The sequence below is a fragment of the Maridesulfovibrio frigidus DSM 17176 genome, assembly GCF_000711735.1.
In the GTDB taxonomy this organism is placed as follows: domain Bacteria; phylum Desulfobacterota; class Desulfovibrionia; order Desulfovibrionales; family Desulfovibrionaceae; genus Maridesulfovibrio; species Maridesulfovibrio frigidus.
This window is the reverse complement of the sequence record NZ_JONL01000003.1, coordinates 80,570-95,137: the sequence shown is the minus strand read 5'-3', so window position 1 is coordinate 95,137 and position 14,568 is coordinate 80,570. Positions and strand designations below refer to the sequence as shown.

The 14,568-nt window shown below is 43.3% G+C and carries 12 protein-coding genes; 4 read left to right on the top strand and 8 right to left on the bottom strand.

Annotated elements, in window-relative coordinates; genetic code table 11:
• Positions 1-4 precede the first annotated feature (4 nt).
• From BR06_RS0107730 to BR06_RS0107720, 3 genes are read right to left on the bottom strand one after another with little or no spacing between them, the layout of a single operon-like run.
• A complete protein-coding gene (locus BR06_RS0107730) occupies positions 5-3,202 on the bottom strand; it encodes an efflux RND transporter permease subunit (protein ID WP_031481895.1) in 3,198 nt (1,065 codons plus the stop codon).
• Positions 3,195-4,415: an efflux RND transporter periplasmic adaptor subunit gene (locus tag BR06_RS0107725; RefSeq protein ID WP_031481894.1), complete on the bottom strand. Its 1,221-nt coding sequence runs from the start codon at positions 4,413-4,415 to the stop codon at positions 3,195-3,197. The genes BR06_RS0107730 and BR06_RS0107725 overlap by 8 nt, the downstream gene beginning before the upstream one ends.
• A 12-nt stretch (positions 4,416-4,427) precedes the next feature.
• Positions 4,428-5,795, bottom strand: a complete 1,368-nt coding sequence (locus BR06_RS0107720; RefSeq protein ID WP_235727688.1) for an efflux transporter outer membrane subunit — start codon at positions 5,793-5,795, stop codon at positions 4,428-4,430.
• A 250-nt stretch (positions 5,796-6,045) separates the two neighbouring features.
• Here BR06_RS0107720 and BR06_RS0107715 point away from each other — a divergent pair, with 250 nt between their 5' ends.
• The 4 genes from BR06_RS0107715 (at position 6,046) to BR06_RS0107700 (ending at position 10,124) form a co-directional block, all read left to right on the top strand.
• The gene (locus tag BR06_RS0107715; RefSeq protein ID WP_031481892.1) at positions 6,046-6,753 is read left to right on the top strand and encodes a response regulator; all 708 of its coding nucleotides are present in this window, start codon (positions 6,046-6,048) and stop codon (positions 6,751-6,753) included.
• On the top strand, positions 6,750-8,147 hold the full coding sequence (locus BR06_RS0107710; protein ID WP_031481891.1) for a HAMP domain-containing protein: 1,398 nt from the start codon (positions 6,750-6,752) through the stop codon (positions 8,145-8,147). The genes BR06_RS0107715 and BR06_RS0107710 overlap by 4 nt, the downstream gene beginning before the upstream one ends.
• Before the next feature lie 71 nt (positions 8,148-8,218).
• Positions 8,219-9,091: a type 2 periplasmic-binding domain-containing protein gene (locus BR06_RS0107705; protein ID WP_031481890.1), complete on the top strand. Its 873-nt coding sequence runs from the start codon at positions 8,219-8,221 to the stop codon at positions 9,089-9,091.
• Positions 9,092-9,263: 172 nt separating this feature from the next.
• Positions 9,264-10,124: a type 2 periplasmic-binding domain-containing protein gene (locus BR06_RS0107700; RefSeq protein ID WP_031481889.1), complete on the top strand. Its 861-nt coding sequence runs from the start codon at positions 9,264-9,266 to the stop codon at positions 10,122-10,124.
• A 54-nt stretch (positions 10,125-10,178) separates the two neighbouring features.
• Here BR06_RS0107700 and trpA read toward each other — a convergent pair whose 3' ends face one another.
• The 5 genes from trpA to trpD are packed head-to-tail and all read right to left on the bottom strand — an operon-like array spanning position 10,179 to position 14,542.
• Complete coding sequence (gene trpA / locus BR06_RS0107695; RefSeq protein WP_031481888.1) at positions 10,179-10,946, bottom strand: tryptophan synthase subunit alpha; 768 nt, start codon at positions 10,944-10,946, stop codon at positions 10,179-10,181.
• 13 nt (positions 10,947-10,959) lie between these two features.
• Positions 10,960-12,138 (bottom strand): tryptophan synthase subunit beta, encoded by a 1,179-nt coding sequence (gene trpB, locus BR06_RS0107690; protein ID WP_031481887.1) that lies wholly within the window; start codon positions 12,136-12,138, stop codon positions 10,960-10,962.
• On the bottom strand, positions 12,135-12,773 hold the full coding sequence (locus BR06_RS0107685) for a phosphoribosylanthranilate isomerase (protein WP_031481886.1): 639 nt from the start codon (positions 12,771-12,773) through the stop codon (positions 12,135-12,137). The genes trpB and BR06_RS0107685 overlap by 4 nt, the downstream gene beginning before the upstream one ends.
• Positions 12,770-13,549 carry an indole-3-glycerol phosphate synthase TrpC gene (locus BR06_RS0107680; RefSeq protein ID WP_031481885.1) on the bottom strand — a complete coding sequence of 260 codons (780 nt, stop codon included), beginning with the start codon at positions 13,547-13,549 and terminating at the stop codon, positions 12,770-12,772. Before BR06_RS0107680 ends, BR06_RS0107685 begins: the two co-directional genes overlap by 4 nt.
• 3 nt (positions 13,550-13,552) lie before the next feature.
• Entirely contained in the window at positions 13,553-14,542 is a 990-nt protein-coding gene (trpD, locus tag BR06_RS0107675) for an anthranilate phosphoribosyltransferase (RefSeq protein ID WP_031481884.1), read from the bottom strand.
• Between the last annotated feature and the right edge of the window lie 26 nt (positions 14,543-14,568).

Here is a 14,568-nt window from a genome sequence, read left to right as displayed (position 1 = left end):
GTAATTAGTCATCTTTATGTTCACAAAACTTAACTGGAACATTCTCAATAGGTCCATCAACAGGTCCTTCCGCAATGGGAAGATTAAACAATTTACGTATACCGAGCCTGATATCTTCAAATATCATATAGAAAGAAGGCACTAAGAGCAGGGTAATTGCTGTTGCGAAAAGTATCCCAAAGCCAAGTGATATCGCCATTGGAATCAAGAAGCGCGCCTGTCTTGATGTTTCAAGAATCATTGGAGCAAGTCCACCAAAAGTCGTTAATGTGGTTAGCATAATTGGCCGGAAACGTGCTGTTCCCGCCGCAAGAACCGCATCATATGCACAATGCCCTTTGCGCCTCATTTTATTCACGTAGTCAATAAAGACCAGCGAATCATTAACCACAACCCCGCTAAGAGCAACAATACCGAATAGACTCATAAGACTAAGGCTGTATCCCAGAAGTATATGCCCTATTACCGCCCCAACTATCCCGAAAGGAATACAGAACATGATAATAATCGGCTGAAAATAACTTCGGAAAGGGATTGCAAGAAGTGCATAAATACACATCATAGCCATTGCCAGACCTGAGAACAAACTATCGGTACTTTCCTGCATCTCCGCTTGTTTACCTTCAAGAGAAAATCCAAGGCCCGGATAGTCGGCTTTAAGCTGTGGAAGAATATCACTCTTCACCGAGGTAATAATCTGTGAGGTTTCTTTACGCGGATTTACATCAGCACTTACAGAAACAACCCTTCGCCCGTTTCTGCGAGTAATTGATGTATATGATCTTCCACCTTTAATTTTAACAACTTCCCGCAAAGGAACATCTGTACCTTCAGGAGTTCTGATCATCATTTCTTCAAGATTATACTCAGAAACCCTTTCAGAGAGGGGTAACCGAACCATGACTTTAACTTCATTCCGACCACGCTGCTGCCGAAGAACTTCAGCGCCATAATAGGCCGCACGCACTTGAGAAGCTACAGCTTGCGGAGTTAAACCTAAACTTCTACCTTCTGGTAAAAGCTCAAAGTCGAGTTGTCTTTTACCTGGTGAAAATCCATCATCAATATCTTTTACTTTAGGATATGTGCCAAGCGACTCAGCCAGCGAAGCTGCTGCTTTTTCTAGAACATCCACATCACTATGACTAAGTTCAATCTCAAGCGATCCACCAGATCCCGGACCGCCACGGTCTGACTCAAAAAGGACTGATTCAGCACCCGCAAGAAGACCCATTTCACGGCGCCATTGCTTTACAAACTGATCAGTTGAAATCTGTCTAACATCAGATTCAGCCAGAAAAATTTGAATCTTTAGAACATGACTACCACTTGATTTGCCACGCCCAGCCCCACCGATTTTAGAATAAATACCACGCACAAGTTCATCGCCGCCATTTGCTTTCTTAACGATTTCTGCAGCTCTGAGAGCTTTATTCTGAACTTGTAGGGTTACTTCTTTCGCTGTTCCATATGGCAAATCAACGGTCAGGTATGCATAATCAGATTCGATCTTCGGAAACATGGTGAACCCGAGGCGTCCACTTTTAATATATGCAAATGAAACCAACAGACAGGCAATTCCAAGGGCCACTGTCAAATATTTCCATGCAATAGCTCTATCAAGAATAGGCCGATATACCTTATCAATAAAGACCAGTAATCCCTTTGATACCTTTTGCTGGTTTCTTAAAATAAAGCTCATTATCTTACCCGGCTTTTTCTCGCTACCATGAGCAAGATGAGCGGGAAGAACAAAAAGACTTTCAATCAATGAAATTGCAAAAACACTACACACTACCAGCGGGATAATCTTAAATATTTTCCCCATGACACCGGGAATAAAGAATAGAGGCATAAACGCCACAATATTCGTGAGAACACTAAATGTCACAGGCATGGCAATTCTTTTCGCCCCTTCATAAGCGGCTTTCTGCCACGACATGCCCTGTTGTCGCATAGTATAAACATTTTCCCCGACAACAATAGCATCATCAACAACAATACCCAGAGAAATGATAAAGGCAAACATTGAAATCATATTAATACTCGCCCCGGCCGGAGCAAGAATCAGCATTGCACCTAAGAAAGAAATAGGAATCCCCATGGATACCCAGAATGCAAGCCTTGGCTCAAGAAACAAAGCCAGAAAAATAAACACAAGGACAAGTCCCATGAATCCATTTTTAAGCAAAAGATCCATACGCTGCTTAAATACATCAGAAGAATCATTTCGCACATCAACATGTACGCTAGGAGGCAAACCGGCATTAAATGTTTTCAGTTTTGCGTGAACAGCGTCAGAAACAGTTATGGGGGTCTGAGTTCCAACTCTGTATACATTTAACCGAACTGCTGGTTTACCATTATATGAAGTAAGATTATCATCACTTTGAAAATCTTCTTTTACATCCGCGATATCTTCCAGCAGGATCTGTGTTCCATCATCTCCTGTAACAACGGGTACACGGGCAAATTCCCTAGCAAAATCTTTACGCTCCTTAAAACGTACGAGAACTTCACCAGATCCAGTTTTAATACCACCACCAGGCAGTTCCACCGAAGCGGCGTTAATAGTTTTAGCAACCTCAGTTAAAGTAAGATTATACGCACGTAATTTATCCTGTGGCACTTCAATTGAAACCTGCAGTCCACTTACTTCCGAAAGGTCAACCTGAGTAATACCAGGATCACTGATCAACTCTTCACGCAACTGCTCTGCCAGTTTACGTAGAATCAAAGGATTTTCATCACCGTAAACCATTAAAGTCAAAACCTGACGTTTATGACTGGAAGCTTTTACAGAAGGGTCTTCCGCCTCTTCAGGGAAAGATGTAATACGATCAACTTCACTCTTAACATCCTGAGACAGCTGTTGAAGGTCATATCCCTCAAGAGCTTCAATAGTAACGGAACCGCCGCCTTCAGCTGCAGAACTTGTGACTTCCTTTACCCCATCCAATCCAATAACAGCTTCTTCAACCGCCAGCACAATACCCTGTTCAACTTCCTCAGGGCTGGCTCCATGGTAAGTAACAGAAACTGTTACCGTATCGTCGGAGAACTCAGGAAAAACTTCCTGCTTAATGCTGAAAGCCATCAAAAGGCCACCAACAAGCAGAATAGCCATCAAAAGGTTCGAAGCGACTGAATTACCTGCCATCCAAGCAATGGGACCGGTTATCTTTTTAATAATATCAGCCATCGGTATTATCCATTTCTACTGCGGACACATTTTCGCGAAGCTTCATTCCATGCAAAGGGGTAGAAATATCGGAGGTAACTAGTTTCTCACCTTCGACCAAACCCTTTTCAAGGTATATGTAATCCGAATCACGCCAGAGCGACTCTGCATTTCTAATTTCTAATTCACTGTTATCATTCATGATCCAAAGGGTATCGCCATCTCGGTAGGCTGAGCGCGGTATAGCAAAAACACTGTCTAGGGTTCCACTGTCGATATATACATTAATATAGCTTCCAAGGAGCAAAGGAAGAACGCCCGGGGTTCCTTTCAAATTCAATGGATCTTCAACTGCAACAATCACGCGCGCCATACGCCCCTTTGATTCAAGAGAAGGCAAAAGACGTAAAACATGTCCTTCTCGTTCATAAGAGTTACCGTTGCTGCCGGAAAGAACCCGTGCTGCCGACCCTTTAAATTCGTTTGCTGCACTTGGAATCACTATACGGTCTAAACGATCTACAGGCACAGAAACCATCACCCAGAATTCGCCAGTACCAACCATAGTGGCAATTGATTCCTGCGCGGCTAGATTAGCTCCAAGTCCGGCATCTTTAGTCACAACCATGGAAGAAAAGGGAACCCGAACCCTTGTACGAGATAGATTAACACGGGATTGGCGCAATTTAGCTTTAGACGCGGCAAGATTTGCTTCAGCTTTTTCAAGATGAGGTTTTCTAAGCGCCAATTCGGCTTCCTGCACGGTTCCACCAGAAGATTTTCTCAGCAACTTCCACTCACGGCCTGCAACTTTTTGGTGTCCCCGTTCAAGCTTTAGATTATACTCAGCTTCGATGACAACAGACTGCTGTTGCTTCAATGCAAGTTCATAATCCAAGGGGTCAATGCGTAATAGTTCATCGCCCTTTGCAAAATAACCACCGGGAATAAAAGAATCACTCACGGAAATAACTCTACCTGTAACCTGAGGCTCAAGCGAAATTTTGCGCGACGCTTCAACCGTTCCCATAACAGGAGTCCAGATCCTAAGTTCCTGTGGTTTCATACTGGAAACATTAACCAGAGGGGCCGAGCTTACCCGAGCTTTTTTTCTTGCAACTGGCTTAGTTTTGATGAGCATCTGTGCTCCAAATATCGCTAAGCCAACGATCAAAAGAGGTATTACCCCTTTCAGGCCTATGTTTTTTACATAATACATTAATTTTTTTGTCATATCTAAGTATCCTTATTCTGCGGAAGCAGTTTTGATCTCTGCGGCAGTCATGTTGCCTTCTTCACGAGGAAGCTCATCTGCAGACTGAAGTGAATCGGTCCAACTTCCGCCAAGTGCGCGGTAGAGCGAAACCCTGTACAATAAAAGATTGGATTCATCGTCAACAATATTAATCTCCAAACTCTGAACACTAAGCAAAGCATTCAAAACCGGGAGATACTCTTCAAGACTCTGTAAGTAACGGGAACCAGCTTCGTTCAGATTCTTTTTTGCGGCTTCAAGCTGATTTTTGCGGGCTGTGATGTATTTCTTCTGCCAGGATTCCTGAATCAAAGAATCCTGAACTTCTTTGTACGCAGTATAAACAGTACGTTTATAATTCACTAACCTCTCATCAACAACAGCCTGAGTCCTTTCGACTTCCGCTGCACGAAGACCACCATCAAAAATTGGACCCGCAATAGAAGCAGCAAGGCCAACCATCCAGCCACTGAAAATATTTGCTATTTGCGCACTTGTCAGTGCCGCATTACCCGTAAGGTTGAAGCTAGGAAGTCTATCCGCTTTTGCGGCAGTAATGGCCCAATCTGCGGACTGTAGTTTAAGTCCTGCAGCGCGAATATCAGGGCGTTTTGCAATAAGATCGAAAGGAATTCCAAGGCCCGGAATAGGCTCAAGATCAGGATAAAGAGCTGTCTGAACTTGGACAGTTCCGGCGGGACGTCCCATGAGAAGTGCCAATTCATTCAGCAAAAGTCTTTCGCGGGATTCTATTGGAGGAATTAAAGAATTCACACGAGCTACGTTTTCACGCTGCTGATAAACGTCCAACGCAGTAGCAAGAGAATTACGGAACCTGAGTTCGATGAGATCTAGGTAAATCCGGTTAGTCTCAACCTGTTGTTCAAGTATAACTTTCTTCTGGCGCTGTGCCTGAATTTCTAGCCATCTTGAGACAACTTCCGCTGCAACAGTCATCGCTGCAGTACTTACATCTTCACGGGAAACAAGAAAATCCAATTGGCCGGATTTGGCCTTAGCTTCAATCTTTCCCCATACATCAATCTCATAAGAAAGAGTCAGCCCAAGCTCATAACTATCTGTTGAAGTAGAGCCTTTTGTACTCTCAGTTCCGTCAGAACCTGTCATAGCATTACTGGATGAACCGCTCCCGTCGAGGGTAGGATATTTATCTGCTCCGGATTTAATAGCTGTAGCACGAAGCTGACGTAATTTTGCCCATGCAATACGGATATCAAAATCAGATGTTAGAGCCTCATCAACAAACCCGTTAAGTTCCGCACTTCCAAGCCTTTCCCACCACTTTCCACCATCTTCGGGTTCAGTGGAATATAGCTCATACGCTAAAGGAAGCCCCATTGGTTCGCCCCCTCTAGGATCAGGCTTAAAAGGGGAACAAGCTGACACGCTAAATACCGTGATCAAGCTGTAAATTAAAAATTTATATTTAAATGAGGGCATAAATAATATCTCCGTTACGATTCATTTTTTCACTAACTACCGCAAAGGAGAGAAAAGAGTATTATGCTTATGATAAAAATTGTTAACAAATGTAAAAAGAACGATTTCTCTCTTTGCATGAAACAGTTTGTATGGGTATCTAAGTGTTATGGAAAAACAACTATCCATTCTCATAATCGACGATGATTCTAAACTTAGAGACCTGTTAAGCCAGTATCTTGATGGATACGGCTACGTGGTAAACACTCTTCCGTCCGGCGATAAATGTGTTGAAACGGTAAAAAAAGTGCACCCGTCAATTATCATCTTAGATATAATGATGCCCGGTAAAGATGGCCTTGAAGTCTTGCGAGACCTACGCCCGCATTCAAATGTTCCGGTAATCATGCTCACCGCGAAAGGAGAGGATACTGACCGCATAGTCGGCCTCGAACTAGGCGCGGATGATTATATGTCCAAGCCGTTTAACCCCCGCGAGCTCTTGGCTAGGATCAAAGCTGTACTTCGCCGTGCTCAAGATTCTGAGCGCAATGGAAACGCTAAAAATTCGAGCACCATAAACGTCGCAGGGCTGACTTTGAACATACCTCATCAGAGATTAGAGATAGAAGGTGACACTCTTGAACTATCTTCTACAGAGTTTAAACTACTTCACGCGCTGATGGAAAATGCAGGCGATCCGCTCACCCGTGATGATCTCATGACCTCAGTCTGGGGCAAAGATTTTAACGCATTCGATCGCAGCATCGACGTACATATAAGTAAGCTCCGCGCCCTTCTAAAGCCCTACCAGAACCACGAATCGCGAATAAAAACTGTGTGGGGAACCGGCTATCTATTCGTGGGTGAAAAATGAAAATAAGTAGGCTCTACCTAAAAATTTTTCTAGCATTCTTGCTTGTGCTCATGATTTCTGAATTTACGGTCATCTCGATAATTCATTCAGGATGGGGTGGCAGTCCCCGCATGAAGAGAACTGAAGGTCAGCTCATGACCGTTAAAAACCTCACTGAAATGGAAATGGATTTAAATCAGCTTTCTGCCGGAAAAGAAAAAGAAACCCTCACCCCTATACTGAAAGCTCTGAGCGATTCTTTTCACGCAAATGTGTGGATTACCGGTCCATATTCTGAAGTAATAGCTTCATCAGAAGAAAAAATTCCTGACCTCACGGTCCACCTTGAAGACGCGCCTAAAAAAACACTTGAAGGAGCCTACATATACAGAGAGCGCAGTAAAGGCATGAAATCCATTTATGGAACTTATGCTTCCAAACGGCCAGAGGGCTACCCCTTCACTTATCATATATTTCACCCATGGAGCAGGTTTGAAGAAGAAATCTGGTTTCTGCGCGGGCAGGTTTTAATAACATTACTTGCGGCTATTTTCCTGCTTCCGGTGGCTCTTAGAATAATCAGACCAATCAAAGAACTCACCAAAAAAGCGGCAAAGCTTGGCCAAGGAGATTTAACGCAGCGCGTAGAAGTGCGCGGAAAAGACGAAGTGGCCGAACTGGCAAGAACTTTCAACCACATGGCTGGAAGTCTGGAAAAGATAATCAAAAGTAGCAGAGAGCTCACAGCAAATGTTTCGCATGAGTTAAGAAGCCCACTAGCTAGGATGCGTATTTCTCTGGAGATGATAAGGGAGCGGATTAACGACAAAAAAGCTGCTCAGTGCGAAGTTTTTATCAGTGGCATGCAGGCTGAGATTGCACATATGGACATATTAATCGGTAAAATAATTGAATTTTCTAAGCTGGACATGCAAAAAAGCCCAGCCATGGAAGATTCTGTTGATCTTAATTTATTAATTACTGAGTTGCTGTACCAGTACCAACCCACTGCGGATCATAAGCACCTTGAAATAAAGACTGACCTTTCCGACGTAAAAATCACGGACTGCAACCAAAACGGCATTAGAATAATGCTGGATAATGTTCTGGGAAATGCTTTTAAATACACCGATAAAAGCGGTACTATCAAGATAGACTTACGGGCGGCTAAAAACAACGAACAAATGAAGGAAGTGGTTGTAAGTGTGACCAATAGTCATGAGCCGGTTCCAGAAGAAGATCTTAAAGAAATATTCAACCCTTTCCATCGTTTAAAAGGTCACGACACTCCTGGTTACGGGCTCGGCCTTGCGGCAGCTCAAAAGATAGCAAACATACATCAAGGGCTAATACATGCCACAAATACAAGCGATGGATTCACAATCATAATGACTTTACCTGTTGCGAAAGTTTAAAGCTTTACCTCCAATAAGAAATACATTATTTTTTTGTGAACGTGTACACAGAACCTCAAAATAACCATAATATGAATTTTATTTATTTCATTCTTTCCGTACTATTACTCCTCGCTCCTGCGCCTACAACCGCATCAGAAATAATTCCGATTGCAGGTAACAAGGGAACCAAGAAGAGCTACCTGCATTTAGTCGAAAGCAAAGGTGGGGATCCTCTTGCTATTGCGGATTACTATTCACCTGATTCTTCGCGACCAGCTGTATCTATGCTTATTTTACGGCAGGCCCTAAGTTTAGGAGGTATGAACTCAGACTTTTTTTTTATTACCTGCCCTAACCCGGGAAGATCTATCAATGAGGTAAAAAACGGGCGCGCGGTTCTATATTCATCTGACATTTGGGAACAAGAATTTGATGACTCTGTTTACAAAACAGCACCTCTCTTACAGCGCGGAGAATTTCAGAAAGGGATTTACGTTAATAAAAAATCTCTTTTACTAAAAAATAATCCTACAGTTCTATCCCTAAAAAAGAAAACGCCTCTGGTCGAGCACACATGGACCACTGATATAGAAACATTAAAACAAATCGGATTCAAAAACATACAAACTGCGCCGCAATATGATCTCCTTTTCAAAATGATTAATAGAGACCGTGCAGACTTCACTTTACTAGATTTTCCACTAAATAAAAATCTGATTGTACAAAGTACTGACGGCGACTTATACCCGCTTCCAAACGTTAAAGTAGTATTTCCACATAGCAGACATTTTATGGTTTCTAAAAAGCACCCGCAAGGTAAGATCGTATTCGAAGCTCTGGAAAAGGGACTAAAAATTATGCGGGAAAACGGGACAATAAAGCGAGCTCTTAGACAGTCCTATATTATTAATGAAAAAGTTAAAGACTGGGATATTATTTATCCGACACCCTCCCTTCCCTAAAACACCAGCAACCTAGACATGTTATAATCGTCAACACATCTGAAGTTCTACCTGCGCAGCCACCTAGAGTTATTTTATTCATAATTTGAGCTTTACTTTCTGAAAGTGTTTACTTACATATTCTCTAAAAAACATACACCTTCGAACATATAAATTTAAAACACACTTGAGAATGAATAAAATAACAATATTTTCCATAATTTTAATTATGTTACTTACGCCAACATTCGCCATATCTTCTGAACACATTTTGGTAGCAACCAACACCAGAACCATTAATAGCTACGAAAATTACATAAAGAAAAACGGCGGGGATCCTTTACTAATAAGCGATTACGGTGGACCAGAAATGAGTCGAAGTCTGGTTTCGCTCCTTATTCTTATCCAAGCACTACACGCCGGAGAATTTGACTGCGAAATGGAATTCAAGTGCTACCCAAACTCAGGGCGCGCTATGACAGAAGTAAAAAAAGGCAAAGTAACACTACTTGCTGAGGATATGTGTAAAAGCGACTTTGACGAATCAGTATATATGACAACCCCGCTCATCCAGGCAGGGGATTTTCAAAAAGGTATATACGTGAAAAAAGATTCCTGTTTACTAGACATGTGTCCACCATTCGAATCACTAAAAAAACAGATTCCACTAATTGGAAATACATGGGCGGCGGATTCTAAATTATTAAAAAAAATGGGTTTTACACATATTGAAACAGCTCCGAAGTACGAACTGATTTATAAAATGATGGGGAAAGGTCGTGCAGATTTTTCACTAATAGAATTCCCAAATCGCGACAACTTATCACGAACAGTCGAAAACATAGAACTCCGCCCTATTCCAAATGCTAAAATAGTATTCGCAGACAGCAGAAACTTCATGATTTCCAAAAAACACCATCAAGGAAAATGTGTATATAAATCTCTTGAAAAAGGTCTTAGAATATTAAGAGAAAATGGGACCATTGACCGTGCGCTTAGGCAATCTGGCGTAATTAATGAAAGAACCAAAGACTGGGCTGTTGTTTATCCGTAAAAAAGGGGAAACTTTCCTAAAAAAGTTCCCCCTCTGGTAGTCAAAAGCCTGTTATTAAGTCCAAACTTTCATAAATTCCGCACAGCTTTTACCATCATCAATATGACGAATAAGAGCAGATCCGAAAACAGCTGCGTCGACCAGCCCTTCGAGCTGTTCTAACTGTGACGGATGCTTTAGTCCGAACCCTAGAGCTACGGGTATATCAAATATGTCCTTAGCGTGCTTGAGCCCTACTTTAATCTCTTCAGGCAAAGAATCACGATCACCAGTTGTTCCGAGTACTGATACGAAATAGCAGAACCCGTTTCCGCCATCGGCATATAGCTTCATGCGCTCAGGCTCGGTGTTTAAGCCGACGAGTGGCACTAGCGCAACTTCGTTTGCTGCTAGCAAGTCACGAAACTCAAGACCCTCTTCGTAAGGTAAATCGGCGATGATTAGCCCATTTATTCCGGCTCCGTTGGCATCTTTTGCAAACTTTTCAAGTCCGTATTGCAAGACGGGATTGTAATATCCCATCAATACGATTCCTGCGTTTATCTGCGAGCGAACTTTTGCTAGTCCCTCGATAATCCATTTAAGATTAACTCCGTCAGCAAGGCATTTCATTGAAGCCGCTTCGACAACGGGTCCGTCAGCTACAGGGTCAGAAAAAGGCATTCCGATTTCGATTATATCTGCGCCATTTGCGTCCAGCTCTAGGATTTCTTTCCAGAACGATTCCTTATTAGGATATCCACCGGGAAGAAATGGAATAAGAGCTGTGCGCCCTTTTGCATTGGCATCATTTATTTTATCAGCAAGTGTTGTAATACTCATTTTATTTGCTCCACTATTTTCCGTGCTGCGCAAGGTAATCATCCAAGATATCCATATCTTTATCACCACGACCAGACAGGTTAACAATTACGTTTGCGTCTTTAGGAATGGTGTCTTTGTTCTCGATAACCCACGCTACTGCGTGTGAACTTTCAAGAGCAGGAAGAATTCCTTCCTTCTGACAAAGCATCTGGAAAGCATTGATAGCCTGACTATCGTTAACCATGCCGAACTCAGCTCTGCCAGTAGCATGTAGGTGAACATGCTCTGGTCCTACGCCCGGATAATCCAGTCCCGCGGCGATGGAATGTGATGGAAGTATCTGCCCGTCATCACTCTGTAATAACAGAGTATTCATCCCGTGAAGCACTCCCGGAGTACCTAGATTAATAGGTGCTGAATTTGTACATCCAGGCTCGCCAGTTCCGGCAGCTTCTACGCCCACGATCTTAACGGATTTTTCGTTAACAAACTCGTGGAACATACCGATTGCATTGGACCCGCCACCAACACAGGCGACAACCATGTAAGGCATTTCGCCAGTGCGTTCTTTAAACTGCTGTTTAGCCTCACGCCCGATTACGGACTGAAATTCTCTAACTAAAAGTGGGAACGGATGCGCTCCGGCGGCAGTTCCAAAACAGTAATGAGTGGTGCGCTGGTTTGCTATCCACACACGCATAGCTGCGTTGATTGCATCTTTTAATGTCTGCGTTCCTGAATGAACAGGAATACACTTTGCACCGAAAAGCTCCATGCGGCGAACATTGTGAGACTGGCGTTTCACATCAATTGCGCCCATGTAAATATCACATTCAAGATCAAGCAAAGCCGCCGCTGTAGCGGTAGCAACTCCGTGCTGACCTGCTCCAGTTTCAGCAAGCATCTTTGGCTTACCCATCATCTTAGTAAGCAGAGCCTGACCAACAGTGTTGTTGATTTTATGCGCTCCGGTGTGTGCTAGATCTTCGCGCTTCAGCCAGAGGTTGAATCCAAGCTCTCGGGAAAGATTTTGGCAATGAGTAAGAGCGGTAGGACGCCCTACAAAATTCTTGAGTAAGCTAGTATATTCCTGCTGAAATTCAGCCGACTTTAAAATTCTTCCCATAGCCTCTTCAAGCTCTAGAAGCGGCGGCATGAGCAGTTCAGGCACAAACTGTCCACCAAAATCTCCAAAGTATCCTCTTTTCATGACTGGTTCCTCTTATTTGCTAAGTGCACTGAAACAAAAGCTGCACTCAATTTATATTTATCTTTTATACCGGGGCTGACTTCAACTCCGGAATTAAGGTCAACACCACTTGGCTTCGCAGCACTTATAGCATCCATCAAATTTTTAGCTGATAACCCGCCGGCCAATAGCCATGGAATCCGAATCTTGACTTCTGAAAAAATTGAGAAATCAAGCGTCTTTCCATGTCCGCCACCAGAACTTCCTGCGTCAAAAAGAAGGTAGGTGCAATGCGGGGTAAAACGGTCAATATCCTCTTGAAATTCTTTCACAGAATCATACCGCTGGGGCCAAAGAACTTTAATAATGCGGTTCTTTCCGATGGCGTTGCAAAACTCTTCGTTCTGCCCGCCATGAAGCTGCGCATAGTCAATCTTTCCATTTTTTAAAATTGCAAGAACTTCCGCTGCGCTCTGCTTTACAAAAACACCAACTTTGTTGGCCTTTTTGGTAACAATTGAACTGGCAAAAGCCTCATCAACACAGCGAGGGCTTGATTGATGAAAGATGAAACCTAAAAAGTCAGCACCTAGCTCTTCACAAGCTTCCACATCTTCTGCACGGGTCATGCCGCAAACTTTTACGAGTAAATTCATCGCGCAGCCCCTTCAACCAAAGATGCCAGCTTATCTTCGGGACTCGCGTTTGACATTATCGAGGTTCCTACCAGTACGCAGTCATAGCCAAGTTCAGCCATTTTCGTACAATCATCAGGCTCGTTAATGCCGCTGGCGCAAATCCATATTTCATTATCATCGCGCTCTTTAATGAACTCGACCGACCTATTCATATCGATACCGAGGTTATCAAGATCGCGATTATTAATTTGAATAATCCGCGCTCCGGCCTTCTTAGCCCGCATAAGGTCGTCCATATCAAAAGCTTCAACCACCGCATCAAGCCCGGCAGCATGAGTTTTATCAATCATGTCCTTAAGCGATGCGTCATCTTCGAACATACGTACTATAACTAATAGGGCTGAAGCTGGAGTTGCCGAAGTCTGGATGACCTGTAGAGGATCAACCAAAAAGTCTTTACGTAGCATCGGCAACCCGCAGGGCTTAATTTCATCGAGATAGTCAAGACTACCTTTGAAATATAGCTCTTCGGTCAAGACCGAAATGGCAGAAGCCCCGCCCCGTGCATACATATTAGCTATATCAACAGGGCCAAGCTCAAGGTTTATAATCCCTTTTGAAGGAGAGGCCCGTTTATATTCAGCGATAACCTTCATACCTGACTTGTCACGCTTAATTGCATCAGCAAATGAAGGGCGCTCACCTGTGTAAGGCGCGGGAAGTTTTCCTTCCGCATCAAGCTTGTGGAGCATGTCCACTTCGCCCTGTTTGGCTATGCGAAACTTCTCAAGCATTTTCTAATACTCCTTACTTACGCCAGTGGATACTTTGGCTTTTGCTTTCTTAATTCCGTCGGCAAGACTGATTCCATCAAGTAATGAAATCGCGGCCCCGAGATTTAATGCAACCATATCAAGCATCGGCTGTGGCGCTGTTCCCGCTAGAACTTTGCGTATAGTTTCAAGCGCATTCTTGCGGTCTGTAACTGCTACATCTTTCGGATCAGAAACCGCGAAACCATAGTCAGCAGGATTAATTTCAAGCTCGGTGAGTTTGCCATTATCCACAAGAACAGCCTTGTTAACGCCAAATGGTGTCAGCTCATCAAAATTACCAGCACCGTGAACAACGTAAGCTTTCTCCACTTTTGTCAAAGCGAGAACTTCCGCCATAAGGCGCATTATTTCTGGACGACCGACACCCAGCACCTGATGTGTAGGACGAGCAGGATTTAAAAGAGGTCCCATAAGATTGAATAGAGTCGGGATACCAAGCTCTTTTCTGATGGGCCCGACTATGCCAAAAGCAGGATGATAATTGGGAGCAAAAAGAAAAACAAAATTATCGCGATCAAGAACTTCTGAAACATTTTCGAAAGTCGTGTCGATTGGTATTTCAAGCTCTTCCAAAATGTCAGCACTTCCGCATGAAGATGAAACTGCTCTGTTACCGTGCTTAACAACCTTATAGCCCATGTCGGCAAGATACAAAGCCACAGCGGTGGAACAGTTAAAGCTATTACTTCCATCTCCGCCAGTCCCGCAGGTATCAATACAAGGACCACTTAAACCTGTAACAAGTTTAGCTGCCTTGAGAGCAGCCTTTACACCGGAAGCCACTTCTGTGGATGTTTCACCCTTTGTGCGCAGTCCCATGAGCAAAGCTCCTGCCTGTACGGGCGAGACTTTCCCAGTAAAAAGCTCTTCAAAAACACAGTCAGCCTGTTCTGTTGAAAGATCATTCCCTGCGGCAAGTTCATTTAAAGCCGAGGTTACACATTCTGCCATTTTGCTCACCCTATCATCCTTAAATT